General features: G+C 62.3%; 13 protein-coding genes. 5 read left to right on the forward strand and 8 right to left on the reverse strand.

The window, feature by feature from the left end:
* Positions 1–165: 165 nt before the first annotated feature.
* Together D3Y59_RS07950 and D3Y59_RS07955 are read left to right on the forward strand one after the other, a co-directional pair.
* The gene (locus D3Y59_RS07950) at positions 166–567 is read left to right on the forward strand and encodes a DUF2141 domain-containing protein (protein ID WP_162910628.1); all 402 of its coding nucleotides are present in this window, start codon (positions 166–168) and stop codon (positions 565–567) included.
* A 15-nt stretch (positions 568–582) separates the two neighbouring features.
* Positions 583–1497 carry an oxidoreductase gene (locus D3Y59_RS07955; RefSeq protein ID WP_119444572.1) on the forward strand — a complete coding sequence of 305 codons (915 nt, stop codon included), beginning with the start codon at positions 583–585 and terminating at the stop codon, positions 1495–1497.
* 437 nt (positions 1498–1934) lie between these two features.
* Here the strand turns inward: D3Y59_RS07955 and D3Y59_RS07960 are convergent, their stop codons facing one another.
* The gene (locus D3Y59_RS07960; protein ID WP_119444573.1) at positions 1935–2900 is read right to left on the reverse strand and encodes a heavy metal-binding domain-containing protein; all 966 of its coding nucleotides are present in this window, start codon (positions 2898–2900) and stop codon (positions 1935–1937) included.
* A 477-nt stretch (positions 2901–3377) separates the two neighbouring features.
* Here D3Y59_RS07960 and D3Y59_RS07965 point away from each other — a divergent pair, with 477 nt between their 5' ends.
* Complete coding sequence (locus tag D3Y59_RS07965; protein WP_119444574.1) at positions 3378–4883, forward strand: M28 family metallopeptidase; 1506 nt, start codon at positions 3378–3380, stop codon at positions 4881–4883.
* A 68-nt stretch (positions 4884–4951) separates the two neighbouring features.
* Positions 4952–5179, forward strand: a complete 228-nt coding sequence (locus tag D3Y59_RS07970) for a hypothetical protein (protein ID WP_119444575.1) — start codon at positions 4952–4954, stop codon at positions 5177–5179.
* A 22-nt stretch (positions 5180–5201) separates the two neighbouring features.
* Here the strand turns inward: D3Y59_RS07970 and D3Y59_RS07975 are convergent, their stop codons facing one another.
* The 6 genes from D3Y59_RS07975 to D3Y59_RS07995 all read right to left on the reverse strand — a co-directional run bounded on the left by D3Y59_RS07975 (position 5202) and on the right by D3Y59_RS07995 (position 14652).
* A complete protein-coding gene (locus tag D3Y59_RS07975; protein ID WP_119444576.1) occupies positions 5202–6119 on the reverse strand; it encodes a DUF6929 family protein in 918 nt (305 codons plus the stop codon).
* A 243-nt stretch (positions 6120–6362) separates the two neighbouring features.
* On the reverse strand, positions 6363–8429 hold the full coding sequence (locus tag D3Y59_RS07980) for an OmpA family protein (RefSeq protein WP_162910629.1): 2067 nt from the start codon (positions 8427–8429) through the stop codon (positions 6363–6365).
* Positions 8430–8577: 148 nt separating this feature from the next.
* Positions 8578–8793 (reverse strand): hypothetical protein, encoded by a 216-nt coding sequence (locus tag D3Y59_RS18255; protein ID WP_162910630.1) that lies wholly within the window; start codon positions 8791–8793, stop codon positions 8578–8580.
* A 389-nt stretch (positions 8794–9182) separates the two neighbouring features.
* On the reverse strand, positions 9183–9884 hold the full coding sequence (locus D3Y59_RS07985) for a response regulator (RefSeq protein ID WP_162910631.1): 702 nt from the start codon (positions 9882–9884) through the stop codon (positions 9183–9185).
* 339 nt (positions 9885–10223) lie between these two features.
* Entirely contained in the window at positions 10224–11540 is a 1317-nt protein-coding gene (locus D3Y59_RS07990; RefSeq protein ID WP_119444579.1) for an amidohydrolase family protein, read from the reverse strand.
* 61 nt (positions 11541–11601) lie between these two features.
* Positions 11602–14652 (reverse strand): amidohydrolase family protein, encoded by a 3051-nt coding sequence (locus tag D3Y59_RS07995; protein WP_119444580.1) that lies wholly within the window; start codon positions 14650–14652, stop codon positions 11602–11604.
* Positions 14653–14802: 150 nt separating this feature from the next.
* Between D3Y59_RS07995 and D3Y59_RS08000 the strand changes: the two genes are divergently transcribed.
* A complete protein-coding gene (locus D3Y59_RS08000) occupies positions 14803–15015 on the forward strand; it encodes a hypervirulence associated TUDOR domain-containing protein (RefSeq protein ID WP_119444581.1) in 213 nt (70 codons plus the stop codon).
* Between the two features lie 74 nt (positions 15016–15089).
* Here D3Y59_RS08000 and D3Y59_RS08005 read toward each other — a convergent pair whose 3' ends face one another.
* A complete protein-coding gene (locus D3Y59_RS08005) occupies positions 15090–16676 on the reverse strand; it encodes an amino acid permease (protein WP_119444582.1) in 1587 nt (528 codons plus the stop codon).
* Positions 16677–16818 lie beyond the last annotated feature (142 nt).

Raw genomic sequence — 16818 nt, forward strand, 5'->3', positions numbered from 1 at the left:
GGCCCGGTTTGTCCGGGTACCGGCCGGATTTCTGCCAACGGCCAAGCGGCCGGGTGCCCCAGCTTTGCAGAGCCTCGCCGCAGGCACCCAAGCCCGGCCATTCGGCCGGCTTGTCACGCTCCGTTCAATAGCCACATGCAACGCCACCACCTAGCTTTGTTTTCTGTGCTTCTGCTAGCCGCAGCCGCTTTTAGGCCTGCCGCTCAGCAAGCGCCCTTGCAACTGCAAATCCGGAATGCGCAGCCGGCCCGGGGCCGGATAGTGGTAGAGCTGTACCGAACCGAGGCGGAATGGCTGCAGACGCCGTTTCGGCGGATTTCGCTGCCCGCCGATGGTGCCGCCTCGCAAGCTACCTTGGCGGTGCCCTACGGGAAATACGCCGTGTCGATTTACCAAGACGCGAACGGCAACGGCCGGCTCGACCAGAATTTTCTAGGTATCCCGAAGGAGCCCATTGGGTTTGGCAACAACTACAAACCGTTTGGCAAGCCGGATTTTGCGCCGGCCGTAATTGAACACGGCCCCACCATCAAACCCGCTGCCATCAAGCTTTTCAGCGTACTCTAACTTTTTCTGTTGCCCATGACCCAACACTGGAGCGTAGCACAAGTGCCCGCGCAGCCTGGCCGCGTGGCCATCGTAACTGGGGCCAACAGCGGCGTGGGCTACGAAACCGCCTTGGCCCTGGCCCAAAAAGGTGCCCACGTGGTGCTGGCTTGCCGCAACCCCGACAAGGCCGCCAAAGCCCAGGCCCGCATACAAGCGGCGGCGCCCGGTGCCCAAACCGAAATTTTGCCGCTCGACCTAAGCCGCCTGCAAAGCGTGCGCGACTTTGCGGGCGCGTTTGGCCAGCGCCACGCGCGGCTGGATTGGCTTATCAACAATGCGGGCGTTATGATGCCGCCCCACCAGGTAACCGACGACGGCTTCGAAAACCAATTGGCTACCAACTACCTAGGTCATTTTGCTCTCACAGGCCTGCTGTTGCCTAGGCTTGGCAGCACGCCCGGCTCGCGGGTGGTTACGCTAAGCAGCTTGTCGTACAAATGGGCCGAAATTGACTTTGCCGACCTCCATGCCGGGAAGGGCTACAGCCGGCGCAAGGCTTATGGGCAAAGCAAGCGGGCCTGCCTGGTGTTTGCCTACGAGCTGCAACGCCGCTTGGTCGCCGCAGGCCTGCCCACGCGCTCGGTGGCTGCGCACCCGGGCCTGGCCAAAACCAACCTCGATCAGTACTTTCCTGCCCTTATTCGGCCGCTGGGCAGCCTGTTTCTGCAGCCGGCCAGCCAAGGTGCCTGGCCAGTGCTGTACGCCGCGCTGGCCGATAACCTAGGGGGCGGCGAGTTCATCGGGCCGGCCGGCTTTCGGCAAATGCGCGGTTACCCCACCCAGGTAGATTCCGATGCGTCCTCGCAGGACCCGCGGGTGGGCCGGCAGTTGTGGCAAGTGAGCGAGGAGCTAACCCAAACCCGTTACCTCGAGTCGGCAGCTAACTAATTTGCTGCGGCCTGAATTTGGAAGTGGTGTACTAGGCTGGGCGTATGGTGCGCAGCTACACCTAGTTAAGCGGCCTGATGCAGCGGCGGTTGGGGCACCCGCTGGGGCTCCGGGCCGGTTGAGGTGCTGGTTGGCAATGGGCGCGTGGGCTGCGTTGCCACGGCGCGGCGGTAGCCCAGGTGTCCCGGCCGGTAGCCAAAAGCACCCTTCATACAAACCAGTCGGTTTCGGGTACTGGGCCGGGACGCACAGCGGCTGCCAGCCGCCGTACCCACCGCAAAAGGGAAGTTTTCATAGCGCAGAAAGGGAGATTTTGCGCTGGCAAAGCTCGGGCTGGGGCATGACGCGAACATGACCTCAGCATCACAAATGCGTTAACTACCCGCCGCACCCGCCCAGGCCCGGCCGCCCAAAAGCCCCGCTGCAGCGGGTGGCCGCTAAGATGTGGCCGGCGCTACGTTCACCGTGAAATCGGCAGTCCGGACCTTACCGGCGTGGTTAAATTGCAGAAACACCCGGTACAGCCCCGGCTTGTCAAAAGTGGTCTGAAAGCTCACTTTAGGCCCGCTTCCGTTGCCGTGCTGGGGGTGCACGTGTAGGTACTGCTCGGTATCGGCGCCGATGATGACCATGTGCCCTTTGGCACCTAGGTAGTTGGCCAAATCGGTGATGGGCTGGCCTTGGCGGCTCAGGTTAGCCGCAACCACCAGCGGCTGCCCCGCCTGCACGCGTTTGTCGAAAGACAGGGCGGCGGTGTAGCCGTCGTTGGTCCAGCGCAGCTGATCCTGAGCAAATTGCACCGGTTTTTTGGGCGCACCCGCCACCGTCACTACCTGCCGGCTTAGCTGGTGCGCTTTGCCCACGGGCTGATAATCCTGAAAGAGCACGTACTCGCCCCCGGTTTTGAAAGTGAAGGGCACCTCGTAGCGCCCCGAGGCCTGCAAGTTGGGATGCTCGTGGTAGAACTCTGCCAAATCCTTGCTCACAACGATGAGGTGCATCTTTTTTTCGTGCACCACGGCCAGCGGCACAGTGGCTTTTGGGTCGGCGGCGGCTTGGGGTTGGAACGAGAGCGTGGCGGGCTGGCCCGCTGCAAGCTGCGCCGGCGTAGCCCGGAAATCCATGCGGTAGTCGGGGCCTGTGGTTGCGGCGGGCTGCGGGCTGGGTTGCAGGTCCATTCCGCATTTGGGGCATTTGCCGGGGTTGGGGCTGGTTACCTCGGGGTGCATGGGGCAAACGTAAGCGGCATTGGCAATGGCCGCGGCAGCTTGCGCTGGCTCGTGGTTGTGGTGCTCGGCGGCAGCGGCCACAGCGGGCTGCGAGGCCGCCGAATCATTCGACGAACACGACGCAGCCCACGTGAGACTGGCCAAGGCAAGAACAGGAAACAAAATGCGCTTCATCGACAAGGATTGCTTTGAATATCAAACAAGCAGTGGGCCTGCCGGCAGCCCGGCCGGCGCCGCCTGGTTTGTACGTCAGCAGCCTGTAAGCGGCAACGCCCACGCTGCCAGGTCAGCCATCGAAGAACGTGCCGAACTGGGGCGCAACCGCAATCATGTAAGGCCTACTCCGAATTGTGTACGACAGCAGCGTTGCCCGCGGCGCGCGTGACAACTAATGCTGCGCGCAAATGCCTATTGTTCGGCAAGTTGGCCGGGCCAGTCGCCATCGGCAAACTGCGTCGGTTGGGTTGGGCAGGTGGGTTTCAACACCAACCGGTGCCACGGCTAGGCGCGGGGTTGGGCGGCGGTGCGGCTTAGCACGGTGCGCGTTTCGTAGTAGCTTGGCACCTTTGCCCTAGGTGCCTAGCGGCCTATCCTGCTTTGGCACCTAGGCCCCACCGCTGTTTCGCCTACAACCACTACCCTGCCCCCCCAATGAAACACACGTTACCCTTGCTGGCCGCGGCGCTTAGCTTGCTGACGGCCTGCGGCACCCGCCCGCCGGGCACTTCGGCCAAAGCCAGCGCCTCGCCTACCGAGCCACCGGCATTCGGCGCTATTCGCGAAGACGAGCTGCGCCGCGACTTGTTTGAGCTGGCCAGCGACAGCCTGCGCGGGCGCCGCGCCGGCCGCGAAGATGAGCTCCGCGCCGCCGTTTGGGTGGCCGAGCGTGCCCGCGCCGCCGGCCTCCAACCCGCCGGTGCCGATGGTACCTACTTTCAGTTTTACCCGCTGCGCCGCGTGGAGGTGTCGGCCGATAGCCGGGTGCAGCTCAACGGGCAGGCGGTGGCTTTGTGGCAGGATGCCTGGGTAACCAACCCCGTAGAAGCGCGCCTCGACGGCCCCGTGGTATGGCTGAACTCGATGGCTGACACCGCTAGGCGCGACCTACGCGGCAAAATTGTGGCCATGAGCCTGCTGCCGCCCACGCCGCTGCCCGCGCCCAAAATGAGTTTGTGGGGCTTCCGTTACATCTTGTCGGCCTTAGGTCAGCAGGGTGCGGCGCTGCGCAGCAAGGGTGTGGCGGGCATTGTGCTGGTAGCCGATGCCACGGCCGAGCCGCAGTTGGGGTTCGTGGGCTTTCGTTACAAAGACGGCACCTACAACCTGCCGGCCACCGGGGCCGCGCCCGCCCCGCCAGCTACGCCCTTGCTGCTGGTGCGGCAAGCCCTAGGTGCGCAGCTACGCGCCAAGGCCACGCTGAAGGCCACTTTGGGAGTCGATAGCTACATCTACCCGTCCATCAACGTAATTGCCCGCGCCCCCGGCTCCGACGCCGCCTTGCGCGCCGAGCACGTGCTGTTCAGCGGGCACCACGACCACGACGGCGTGGGCCCGGCCTTGCAAGGCGACTCTATCTGGAACGGGGCCGACGACAACGCCACCGTGAGCGTGGCCATGTTGGCCATTGGCCGCGCCTGGAAGCTGAACCCCGGCCGCCGTTCGGCGCTGTTTGTGTGGCACGGCGCCGAGGAGCGCGGCTTGCTGGGCTCGCGCTGGTACGCCGAGCACCCCACCGTACCCAAAAACTCGATTGTGGCCGTGCTGAACGGCGACATGATTGGCCGCAACGCCCCCGACTCGGCCGCGCTGCTGGGCTCGGTGCCGCCGCACCGCAACTCCACGGCCCTCGTGAACATGGCCCTGCAAGCCAACAGCCAATTCACCAAGTTCAAGCTCGACAACACCTGGGACGACCCCAAGCACCCCGAGGGTTGGTATTTCCGCAGCGACCACCTGCCCTACGTGCGCGCCGGCATTCCGGGCTTGTTCTTCACCACCTTGCTCCACCCCGATTACCATACCCCCCGCGACGAAGCCGCGCGCATCGATATGGCCAAGCTCGCCCGCATGACGCGCTGGATGTACGCCACGGGCTGGGCCGTAAGCAACACGCCGGAGCGGCCCGCCGTCGACCCCGGCGCGAAACTGGAGCGCTAGCGCAGCAGTACAACTCATTGCGGGCCCCGCGTTGGCGCAACCAGGCCGATGCGGGGCCTTGTGTTTTTATGAGCGCACCACTCACCACCTACCGCTACCTCGGCGACCGGCTTGCCCGCCTGATGGGCTCGGCCCTGGTTGGCCAGCTGTGCCAGCCCGTGCTCGATGGCCGCGGCAAATGCCTACGCGGGCGCAACGGCTCCATGCTGGTGCGGTTTGCCGGCGGCCCGGCCGTGGTGCTGGGCCGGCAGCTGCGCAAAGTGCCGCCTGCCTCCGATGCCCCTCCACCAGCCTAGGTGGTTGGGGCGAAGCGACGCCCTAGGTAGCCAAAGTTACCTCCACAGCCGTGGAGCCGCCCTGGTCGTCGTCGGTTACCAGCAGCAGTTCGTAGCAGCCGCGGCCGAGTTCGCCCCGTACAGTTATGCTTTCCACTTTGCCCAGGTACGGTTGTCCGTTGGGCTGCACCAGCCGCGCCATGCGTACGTCCAAAGTCTTGCGGCTGTGCTGCTTCGCGTCGATGATGCCCACGAAGCTGCCGAGCACTTCGCCGTCGGCCACGGGGTCGGTGGTATCCTCCACCGAAGCCGACACAAACAGCAAGTTGTTGTGCACCGAAGCGCCCGACAAGCCCGCCGGTTTGCCGTTGATGTTTGGCAAAGTGTAGCGCTGCACGCCGATGGTGGGCAGTTGCGCCGTCCGGTGCTGCACAAAATCGAGGGCGGCCCCTAGGGGGCAACGGAACACGAGGTTGCCGGCGTCGGTACCTACGCTGCGCTGCATCAGAAAAAGGGTATCGGCGGTAGCTGCGGCGGCCTCCAGGTTCAGCGTAATGCCCGTGGGCAGCAACGGCTTGAGGGCTTGGTACAGCGGCGTGAGCGAAAGCGGGTACACCGTGGCGGCGGGCGGAGTGCCGGCCCCAAGCGCTACCCAAAAGCCAACCTCGCGCGCTGCCGTTGCGCCCGAGCCCATCACCAGCAATCCGCGTTGCCCATCGGCCAGCGTAACGGCCGTAAGGCATTCCAGGTCGGGCTTCAGGTCTTTGGGGATGCGACCCGAGCTGAAATGCGCCGTTTCGAAAAGCTGCACGGGGTTGCCGGCCACTAAGTCGCGGGCGCTCAGGCAGTATAAAAACGGCGCGTCGTCGCCGATGATGTAGGCCAAGTCGCCCACTACCTCAATGCCCGAGGCCGAGGGCAGCTTCGGCAATGATACTTCGCGCTGAATGGTGGCTCGCATAGGAGTTTTCAGTTGATAGTTGTTAGTTGGGTTGTTAGTGCGACAGTCCCAGCGGCCTGAAACGGTCCCCATCGGCCTGCAACGCGCTATGCCGCTACGCAACCGGGGCCGGGGCCGTTGGTAATGCGCTTACCAGGACGGACTAGCCAAGTGCAAAGCGCCACCTGATCAGCCCTTAAACGAACACCCAAAAACCACCAACCAAAACTAAAACCCGACAACTCACAACCGACAACCGAAGACCTATTGCTTCGTGATGGTGAACTCGACGCGGCGGTTGAGGCGGCGAGTTTCCTCGCGCTCGTTGCTGGCGCGGGGCTTGGTGCCGCCGTAGCCAACCGTGCTGATGCGCTCGGCCGGCACGCCTCGGCTCACGAGGTAGCGTTTTACCTCGGCTACGCGCTGCTCGGAAAGCAAGCGGTTTTTCTCGGCGTCGCCCTGGTTATCGGTGTGGCCTTCGAGGCGGATTTCCACCGAGGTGTTGTCCTGCAGCGTGCGGGCCAGGCGGTTCAGCTCGGCGTACGAGGTGCCCAGCAGGTTGGCTTTGCCCTGCGCAAAAATGATGGTGGGCAACTCGAGGCGCGAGCCCACGGCGGCGGGCATCACGAGCAAATCCATGGTGAGCGGGCCCGATACCGTGATGGTGTCGGTTACCGTCAGGAAGCCACCAGCCGTAGCGGCCACGCGGTATCGCCCCGCGGGCAGGCTAAACTGGTAGTTGCCGCCCGAGGCATCGGTGCGGCCCGTGGCGTTGAACACGATGTCGCCACCTAGGCGCTGGGCTTTTACCTCGGCCACCACAGGCTTGCGGGTGCGGGCATCGAGCACGCGGCCTTGCACAAAGCCGCGCGCCGGAGCCGCAGCCACGGGCGCAACCGCTGCCACCGGCGCTGGCGTCGGCACGGTATCGGGGGCCGGCACGAGGCCGGCGGCGGCCCGCACAATGTCGGCGGGGCCGTTGGTGGTGCGGGCCGCCGCCCAGTACGCCGATTTGCCCTCGGGCCCCAGCTGAAAGTAAGCGTCGAAACCGGGTCCGTTTACCACGGGCCCTAGGTTGCGCGGCTCCGACCACCGCGTCCAGGTATCGTCGAGCCGCTCGCACACAAACACATCGGCGCTGCCGTAGCCGGCGTGGCCGTACGAGGCGAAGTACAGCGTTTTGCCATCGGGCGCCAGCCAAGGCGCAAAATCAAAGCCCGGCGAATTTACGGTGCCACCCAGGCTGCGCGGCTCCGTCCAGCCGCCGTCGCGGTCGGGTTGGCTGAGGTACAAATCGTTGGCGCCCTGGCCGTCGGCGCGTTCGAGGCTCAGCAGCAGCACCTTCTCGTCGGGCGTCATGTAAAACGTGGAGGAGGTGCCCGTGGTGTAGTAGTTCAGGATTTCCACCGACTCCGTTTTGCCCCAGGTGCTGCCCACGCGGCGCGTTTTGGACACGCCCTCGTCCTTGGAGGTGCCATCGGATTGGTACCAGCCGCGCACCAGCAGGGCGTTGCCGCCCGCCAGCACGGCCTGCACGCCGTTGTGCTGCGGCGTATTCAGGGCATCGAGGCGGGTGGCCGGGCTCCAGGATTGGCCGTTGTCGGTCGTTTGGCTTGTCCATACGTCGCCCGATTCGGTGTTGCCTTCGGTGTTGCCGGCAAAGCGCGTGCGCGCAAAAAACAGGGTTTTGCCATCGGCCGTGAGTACTGGGTGCAGCTCGTTGGCCGGCGTGTTGACGGCCGCACCTAGGGGCGCGGGCTTGCCAAACGTGCGGGCGGTTTCGGCCAGTTGCAGGCGCAGCGGAAACATGCGCCACTGCTGCGTGGCCTTGGTTTGGGCGCGCTGGCCCACAATGCCGGTGCCGTTGAGCTTATCGGTGCTGGGCACAGCCAGGCAAAAATCGTTGCCCCGGCTTACGATTTGGGCGCAGCCCACGGGGCCTGCGGCTACTAGCTTCCACTGCTGGTACAAGCTACCCGTGTAAGGGCGCTGCACCACGGGGGCGTTTTCGTCGGGGCGCTCCAGCGTGAGGCATTTGCCGCTGTGGCGCGCCTCGATGCGGTACCACTCGCTGCCCGGGCTGATGCGCACAAAGCGCCACTGCTGGCTTTGGGCTTGCGTAAACTCCCATTGCACTACGCTTGCGCCGGCTTCGGCCGTGGCTCCTTTTACCTCCAGCGCCCGGCCGGTGGCCCGCGCTACCACGCCGTAAAAAGTACCCTCGGTGGGCACCGGTGCATTTTGCGCAGTGGCTTGGTGGCCACCTAGGGCTGCACACATCCACAACAGCACCACCACCCAGCTACGCAACAATACAGAGGCAATCGGCATAAGGCAACACGGCACACTTAGTACGGTGCGCAAGTTAGGCGAAATCCGTGCCGCGGGCTTTCCGCCTAAATGCAACATCGCCCAACCGGCCTAAACCAGTGGGCGATGCGCAATAAGGTTGCCGAAGGCAAATAGCGTCAGTGTGTTTTCATGCAGGATTGTGGATGTACTTGAAGCGCACAAATTTGTCGTTCTCGTAAATGGCCGTAAAGTGGCCGCCGCCGTTGTTGTCGATGGGTTGCCGCTCGCTGCTTTTGGGAGCAGCCGCCGTTGTGGTGGTAGTGCTCGAAGTGGGCACAGCCGGATAAGCGCCAGGTATTACACCGGGTACGTGGCAGATGAAGGAGAGGATCTTTGATGCCATGTTCGTTCTCGTGTTTTAGGTTGTTGGAAAAGAGGTTGGGTGTGGTAAGCGTAAGCTACTCTCAGAGGTCAATCACGATTATAAACTAAATTTTAATTTATTGAACGATGCTAAGATAGCAGAATATTTTGTTGCTACGCCATCCGTATCATTACGTAATTTACCCTCCGTGCCAGTACGTACCAACCAACTCAGTACCAGCCCGGAAGGCAAACCGGCCGTAGATGCCCGGACCGCATTCGCAGACGCAATACGGGCGCCCGTCGACTATGGTTGAGCCTGTCGCGAAAAAGTAATTTTATCCAATTCAATCTAATCTAAAGCAAAAGACCGTTCGGCACTGCTGCCGAACGGTCTGCTATGCAACGCCGCCTCTCTTTTGCCGCCCCTTATGAGTTGTTGATGAGCTTGTACTTAAGGGCGTACTGAATCAAGCCTACCACTGATTTGGAATTGGTTTTGGTAAGGATGTTTTTGCGATGGGTTTCCACCGTTCGCTCGCTAATAAATAGCTTTTCGGCAATGAGCGCATTGGGGTACTCGCGGGCTATTAGCTGCAGAATCTCCATTTCGCGGGCCGTAAGCTCCACCGGTTTGTCCTCGCGGGCATCGTGGTGGTTGGCGCCGTTGCGGTGTAGGTTTTGGAGCAGCGCCGCGCCCACCTCGGCACTAAAGTACGTGCGCCCCGAGGCCACTTGCCGAATAGCATCGGTTAGCTCGGGTTTGGTGGTGTTTTTGAGCACGTAGCCCGAGCCGCCTGCTTCCAGCACATCGGTAACAGAGCTGTGATCGTGAAAAACCGACAGCGCCATGGTGCACACGGCGGGGTGCGCCGTCCGGATGGCCCGCATCAGCTCCACGCCCGTCATGCCGGGCATGTTCAAATCAACGATGGCCACGCGAATAGCCGGGTTTTCTTGCAGGCGCAGCAGGGCATCGGCACCGCCGCCGGCCGTAGCCACCACCCGTATGTCGGGGGCATCGTTCAGCAGGGCTTTCAGGCCTTCAATCACCAGGGGGTGGTCGTCGACCAGCAATACAGAAAGTGCGCCGGCCGGGACTTGGCTTGCGGCTCCGGTAGTGTTGCTCATGGAAGGGTCACCTAGGCTGTTGCCAAACATGCGGGTATTTATACGGAGAGCTGGTTACGCTGCAAAATGGTACCGCAAAGTACGGTACAATCGACGGCGCAACGGTGGGGTATAAACGGCAAAGCCGCTGCACACGGTATGCTAATGCTTAGTTTATCGGCGTAGTAACACCCGGCCAATATACAAGCCTGCAATTCTCAATTGGCAAGCAGCCACTAAGTATCTGGCTCGATAAATACGTACGCGCGCACGTTTGCGTGCCGATGTGCCCGGCGCAGTGGCTGTTCAAATTGGTAAAGGCCGCCCGCTGCCAAAACAGCGGCGGGCGGCCCGGGCGGGTTACAGCCCGTACTTGCCGCTGAACTTACGGTTGAGGTAGAGTTGCTTGTTCTCGAGGCTGAACGCGCGGCCATCGATGTAGGCGCGCGTTACGTTGTTAGTGCGCATATCGAGCAAGTCGCCGGTGCTTACCACCAATGTGGCGCTTTTGCCCTGCTCCAAACTGCCGTAGTCCTTGTCGAGGCCCATTAGGCGGGCCGGGCTCAGGGTTACAGACGTTAGGGCTTGCTCTTTGCTTAGGCCAAAATTGGCCGCCGTGCCGGCAATAAAGGCCAGGTTGCGCGAGCCGGGTATTTCCATGTCGCCCTGGTAATCGAGGCAGAACGGGATGCCGGCCTGCTGCAAAATAGCGGGCAATTTGTAGGGCAGGTCGTAGTCGTCGTCGGCGCGGCGCGGCAGGGCGTGGATGCGCGAGAGCACCACCGCCACGTTGTTTTGCTTGAGGAAATCGAGAGCCATCCAGGCGTCGCGGGCGCCTACCACAGCTACTTTCTGCACGCCCAAACGCTTGGCAAAGCGTACGGCCTCAATCATTTCCTTGCCGTAGTCGACGTGGATGAACAGCGTTTTGGAGCCGTCGAACAAGCCGCCTAAGGCCGTGAGGCGCAGGTTTTCTTTGCGGCCTTTGGGCAGTTGCTGGTAAGCGGCGGCTTCGGTTAGCAGGCTTTCCAGGTCGCGCAGCTGCTGGTCGCGGGCGTCTTGGCGCTTTTGCACAGCCTGGGCTTCTTCGGCGGCGTTTAGCTTGAGCACCATGGCGGGCCAGTTGAGGTGCATGCCCTCGTCGGCGCGCACGGCCGCGTCCTGCCAGTTCCAGGCATCCAGTTGTACCACCGAGCTCTGGCCCGAAATCATGCCGCCCCTAGGTGTTACCTGGGCCAGCAGCACCCCGTTGGTGCGCAGCGTCGGGATGATGTCGGAATCGGTGTTGTAGGCAATCAGGGCGCGCACGTTGGGGTTGAACACGCCCACCTCGCGCGAGTCGACGGTGGCCCGCACGGCGTCGACTTCCGTCAGACCTAGGGTGGTGTTCGGCAAAATCAGGCCGGGGTAAATGTGCTGGCCTTTCACATCCACCACCTCGTAGGCAGCCTTGTCGGCAGCAAAGCCGTTTTGGGCGCCCACGTAGGTAATGCGGCCTTTATCGAAGGCGACGGCGGCATCGTTTACAACGGTGCCGTTGCCCACGTGCAGCGTGCCGCCCACCAGCAGTATGGGTTTGGCTTGCGCGGGGGCCGGCGTGGGCACCTGCCCGAGCGCCGCGGTGGCGCTGGCACCTAGGGCCAGGGCTAGGGTAAATAATTTATGCGTAAAGCGCATGGCTTTTGTGTGTCTGACTAAGTTGAGGTGGCGCCGCATTGGCTAGCGGCGCATTCCGGGCTTACTGATCGAGGTCTTTGTCTTCGCCAACCGTGTCGCAGTGGAAATGGCCGGTTTGGCGCTGCACGCCCATTTGGGTGGGCGCCCCGCCTTTTTTGGCATCCATCATCTTCTGCACTAGGCGCTGGCGCTCCTGCTTCATCAGCTGGCGCAGTTGCAGGTCGCTTTCCAGATCAAACAGCTGGCGGCCGTCCACAAAGGTGCGCTCGGCTTTGGCGTAGATGCTCAGCGGGTTGGCCGTCCAGAGCACCACGTCGGCGTCTTTGCCTTCCTTAATCGAACCCATGTGCTTGTCGAGCTTGAGGGCGCGGGCCGGGTTCAGCGTAATCAGCTTCAGCGCTTCTTCCTCCGAAAGGCCACCGTACTTGATGGTTTTGGCGGCTTCCTGGTTGAGGCGGCGCGACATTTCGGCGTCGTCGGAGTTGATGCACACGTTCAGGCCCACCTTCGTCATGATGGCAGCGTTGTACGGAATGGCATCGCGCACTTCGTTTTTGTAAGCCCACCAGTCGGAGAACGTGGAGGCTGTAGCGCCGTGTGCTTTCATCTTGTCGGCCACTTTGTAGCCCTCCAAGATGTGCGTAAAGGTATTCACCTTGAAGCCCATGCGCTCGGCCACGTTCAGGAGCATGTTAATCTCGCTTTGCACATAGCTGTGGCACGAGATGTTGCGCTTGCCCTCCAAAATCTCAACCAAGGCTTCCAGCTCCAGGTCGCGGCGCGGGGCGCCTGCCTTTTTCTGCTTGCCTTTGCCCAGCTTGTTGAACGCCGCCCACTCCTGCTGGTACTCCTTGGCACGGGTAAAGGCATCCACAAACACCTGCTCCACCCCCATGCGCGACTGCGGAAAGCGGGTCACGTTCAGGTCGCCCCAGTTGGCTTGCTTCACGTTTTCACCTAGGGCAAACTTGATGAAGCCGTGCGTGTCCTGGATTTTGTACTGCTCGCCGGGCATGCCCCAGCGCATCTTGATGATGGCCGATTGCCCGCCAATGGCGTTGGCCGAGCCGTGCAGCAGCTGCGCCGCCACCACGCCGCCGGCTAGGTCGCGGTACACGTCCACGTCCTCGGCATCCACCACGTCGCTCACGCGCACCTCCGAGGTAACCGATTGGGTGCCCTCGTTTACGCCTTCGCTGATGGCAATATGCGAGTGTTCGTCGATGATGCCGGGCGTGAGGTGTTTGCCCGTGCCGTCGACGGTGCGGGCACCGCTGGGCGCTACCAAGCCCTTACCTACTTTGGCAATCTTGCCGTCTTTCAGGAGTACATCGGCACCTTCCAGGCGGCCGTCTTTTTCGTTGGTCCAAACGGTGGCGTTCTTGATCAGCACCACCTCCTGCTTGGGCACCTCGGTGCGGCCGTACGCCACAAAGGGGTACATCATGCCGCCCAGCTGCGGCACTTCGGGGGCTTTGGCCGAGTCGCGCTTGGCGGCGCGGCTGGCTTCTTCGAGGCGGCGGGCCGTCCACTTCACCTGGCTGGCATCGGGCAGTTGGCCTTCGCCCTGAAACACGCGGCCCTCGGCGGTGTAGTAACCGCTCAGGCGCACCGTTTGGCCCTTGGCTTTGCCTTTCTGGGCGAACACAATGGTTGCCAGGTCGCCGGTTACGCTCAGGCTGCCGCGCACGGTGTCCTTGGGTGCCACGGCTACTTTCAGCTCGGGTGCTTCGGGCTTGCCGGCTACCAGCATGCGCACTTCGGGTTGTTGGCCGATTTGCAGGGCGTACACGCCGCGGTAATCGGCAGGTATCTCGCTTAGCTTGTAGCGGCGGCCCTGTACCCAGTTGTCGAGTAACACGTTGTCGTCGGCAAACAGGCGCGCCGAGGTTACCAGGAAGTTGGCTTCCATGCCGGGCTTTAGGGCTCCTACCCTATCCTGCACCTTCAGCAACTCGGCCGGCGTGGCCGTGAGGGCGCGCAGAGCTTCCTGCTCGGGCAAGCCGTAGCGCACGGCCGTGCGCAGGTTCGCCCAGAACTTCTTTTTGTCCTTCAAATCAGCCGACGACAACGCGAAACGTACGCCGGCTTTTTGCAGCAATGCGGCGTTGGCCGGGGCCATTTCCCAGTGCTTCAGGTCCTCCAGCGCAATGCGCGTGGCGTCGTAAATGTCGTCTACCTGGTAGGCGTCGGGGAAGTTCAGCGTCAGAATCAGCGGCGCCTTAGTGGCTTTCACGTCGTCGATACGCTGGTACTCGTCGCCGCGGCCTTTGATGATGTATTGCTGGCCGAACTCGTCGCCCACGCGGTCGGCACGCAGCAGGCTTTGCTTATCGCGCACCTCAAAAATTTGGGGCAAGCGGCGCTGCTCGTTCAGGGCCCTGAGCGACAGGTTTTGCTCCTTTTGCGGGTTGCGCTGGTTCCAATCGGCGTCGAGGTAGGTTTGGCGCAGCAGCGCAATGCTGCCCATCAGCGACGAGGGATAGTCCTGCGTGCTGGTGCCTTTATCGAAGGAGTAGGCGGCGGCGGCCCGGTCGAGCAGCAGCACTTCGCCCTCTTTGCGGCCCGAGCTAAGCGCTACCAAGGCACCAGTACCGCGCGCAATGCCGTCGGCCTGGTGCGTGAGCACGGCGCCAAAGCCCAGCTTGCGCAGCTGTTCGGCCTGTTCGTCGTTTACCTTAAACAGCTCGGCGGCATTTACCTCGGGGTGCACGGCCTGGTTCCAGTCGTAGGCGCCGGCTTTGGTGCTTTCGAACTGCGGCCCCTGGGCACGGCGGCCGCGGTTATCGGCGGGCTTTACTTCGGGCAGGCCATAGCTGGAGTACGCTTCTACAAAAGCCGGGTAGATGTGGCGGCCGCGCATATCCTGCACTACCGCACCAGTAGGCACTTTTACGTTTTTGCCCACGGCTTCCACCTTGCCGTCGCGAATCACGAGCGTGGCATCGTCGAGGCGGGTTTTGTAGTCGGTGAAGATGGTGGCGTGCGTGAAGGCAAAGAGGCCGGGTCGTTCGTCGTACACGCCGTTGCGCGGGTACGTTACCTGAGCCCAGGCCGGGCTAACTGCTGCCAGCCCGAACACCAAGCCTAGCAGGCGTAAATGGTTTCGCATGCGAAAAAACGGGGGAAATGAAGGGGAGTGAACCCTCTAAAGGTAGCCAAAGAAACTGCCCGGCCCGCAATGGTTGCAGCCCCCGCAAAGCCGAGTTTCGCGGCTTTGCGTAAGTGAGTTGATGTCAGACACCTTTTAACACCCAACCATATGCGCAAAGGCACCCGCGTTTCCTGGAAATACGGCACCGGCTCGGCCGTTGGCAAAATCGAACAGTCCTTTAAAGAGCCCGTAACGCGCACCATTAAAGGCGCCGACATCACCCGCCACGGCACTCCCGATAACCCGGCATTTCTTATCGTGCAGGAAAACGGCGACCGGGTGCTTAAGCTGAAAAGCGAAGTGCAGCCGGTGAGCAAGTAGAACGGTGCGACCCGCACAAAAAAGCCCCGCCGGGATACCGGCGGGGCTTTTGCTATTTAATCCTAAAAAACGACCTAGGCGTTTTTGGGGTCGGGCTCGATGAAGGCTTGCTCCTCCATTTCGGTCGGGATTACCACAATGCCTTTCTGCAGCTTGGAGTTGCGCTTGCCGTAGATGAAGTACACGATAAAGCCGAGCACCATCCAGCCCAAGGCCAGCTTCAGGGTGTTGGCATCGAGGGCTACAATCATGCCCAGGCAGATGGCCGCCCCCAGGAAGGGCACCAGCGGAAACGCAGCCGACGAAAGCGGCGAACGGAACGGACGCGGCTGATCGGGGTCGGTGCGGCGCATCAGCCACACGCCCGCCGACACCAGCACGAAGGCCAGCAGCGTACCGAACGAGGTAAGGTCGCCGGCCAAGGAGCCGGGCACGAAGGCCGCAAACGCGCCCACAAACACCAGCAGCGCCAGGTTGGACTTGTAGGGCGTACGGAACTTGGGGTGCAGTTCAGAAAACGCCTTGGGCATCAGGCCGTCGTTGGCCATGGAGAAAAACACGCGCGACTGGCCCATGAGCATCACCAAGATTACCGAGGTGAAGCCGAACAGGATGGCGCCCGTTACGGCCGTACCCAGCCACTTGTAATCCGTCATGTACGTTTCGATGGCGTAGGTTACCGAGGCCTCGCCGCCCTTGGCCGGGTCGGCAAACTCGCGCCAGTTGGTTACGCCCGTCAGCACGTGGCCGAACAGGATGTAGAGCACGGTGCACACGGCCAGCGAACCGAGAATGCCGATGGGCATGTCGCGCTTGGGGTTTTTGGCTTCCTGCGCAGCAGTCGATACGGCGTCGAAACCGATGAAGGCAAAGAACACAATGGCGGCGCCGCCAAGGATACCACCCCAGCCGTGCTTGTTCCAGGCGGTGTACTCGCGCACTACCTCGCCGGCAGCGTTTTTCACGGGCTCGGCGTTTTCGGGAATCAGGTAGGGCGTGTGGTTGGCGGGGTTGATGTACTGCCAGCCCACGGCGATGAACACCAGCACCACGGTCACCTTCAGCACCACCAGAAACGCGTTCAGGGTGGCCGATTCCTGCGTGCCTTTGATGAGCAGCAAGCTCAGCACCACGATGACGAGCAGCGCCGGCAGGTTGATGATGCCGGAGTGCGTTACGCCGTCAACAACGGCACTTTCGAAGGGCGAGTGGCTGAACTCGTAGGATATGGGCGCTATGTGTAGCGCCTCCAAAAGCTTGTTCAGGTATTCGCTCCAGGCAATGGATACCGTAGCGGCACCTAGGGCATACTCCATAATCAGGGCCCAGCCGATAACCCAGGCCACAAATTCGCCCATGGTGGTGTAGGCGTAGGTGTAGGCCGAACCGGCAATCGGAATCATGGCCGCAAACTCGGCGTAGCACAGGCCTGCAAAGGCGCAGCCGATAGCGGCCACAATGAATGCAAGCGTAACGCCCGGACCCGATGCCTGCGCGGCCGCCGCAGCGGTGCGCACAAACAGGCCAGCCCCGATGATAGCCCCGACGCCGAGTGCCACCAAGTTAGCCGCGCCCAGGGTGCGCTTTAGCGCGCCTTCGCCGGAGGCATTGGCTTCGCCCAACAGCTGAGCGAGCGGTTTTTTGGCGAAAATGTTTGCCATTAGTGAGAGTGAATGGGGAGAATATTTAGAGAGAAGATGGTCGTGGAGCACCAGACTGGGCCGGAAACGGACACGTCGGGGCCCGAATATAGGCAGAATCCGGCTTGCTGCTAGCTTGGCCCGGAAGTTGCCCTAGGTTGCG

This window comes from Hymenobacter oligotrophus, from assembly GCF_003574965.1.
GTDB lineage: Bacteria > Bacteroidota > Bacteroidia > Cytophagales > Hymenobacteraceae > Solirubrum > Solirubrum oligotrophum.

What these genes read in the sequence shown, in the direction of transcription:
- D3Y59_RS07955 (WP_119444572.1), top strand. Translation starts at nt 583, where the DNA reads ATGACCCAACACTGGAGCGTAGCACAAGTGCCCGCGCAGCCTGGCCGC.
- D3Y59_RS07960 (WP_119444573.1), bottom strand. Translation starts at nt 2,900, where the DNA reads ATGAAGCGCATTTTGTTTCCTGTTCTTGCCTTGGCCAGTCTCACGTGG.
- D3Y59_RS07965 (WP_119444574.1), top strand. Translation starts at nt 3,378, where the DNA reads ATGAAACACACGTTACCCTTGCTGGCCGCGGCGCTTAGCTTGCTGACG.
- D3Y59_RS07970 (WP_119444575.1), top strand. Translation starts at nt 4,952, where the DNA reads ATGAGCGCACCACTCACCACCTACCGCTACCTCGGCGACCGGCTTGCC.
- D3Y59_RS07975 (WP_119444576.1), bottom strand. Translation starts at nt 6,119, where the DNA reads ATGCGAGCCACCATTCAGCGCGAAGTATCATTGCCGAAGCTGCCCTCG.
- D3Y59_RS07980 (WP_162910629.1), bottom strand. Translation starts at nt 8,429, where the DNA reads ATGCCGATTGCCTCTGTATTGTTGCGTAGCTGGGTGGTGGTGCTGTTG.
- D3Y59_RS18255 (WP_162910630.1), bottom strand. Translation starts at nt 8,793, where the DNA reads ATGGCATCAAAGATCCTCTCCTTCATCTGCCACGTACCCGGTGTAATA.
- D3Y59_RS07985 (WP_162910631.1), bottom strand. Translation starts at nt 9,884, where the DNA reads ATGAGCAACACTACCGGAGCCGCAAGCCAAGTCCCGGCCGGCGCACTT.
- D3Y59_RS07990 (WP_119444579.1), bottom strand. Translation starts at nt 11,540, where the DNA reads ATGCGCTTTACGCATAAATTATTTACCCTAGCCCTGGCCCTAGGTGCC.
- D3Y59_RS07995 (WP_119444580.1), bottom strand. Translation starts at nt 14,652, where the DNA reads ATGCGAAACCATTTACGCCTGCTAGGCTTGGTGTTCGGGCTGGCAGCA.
- D3Y59_RS08000 (WP_119444581.1), top strand. Translation starts at nt 14,803, where the DNA reads ATGCGCAAAGGCACCCGCGTTTCCTGGAAATACGGCACCGGCTCGGCC.
- D3Y59_RS08005 (WP_119444582.1), bottom strand. Translation starts at nt 16,676, where the DNA reads ATGGCAAACATTTTCGCCAAAAAACCGCTCGCTCAGCTGTTGGGCGAA.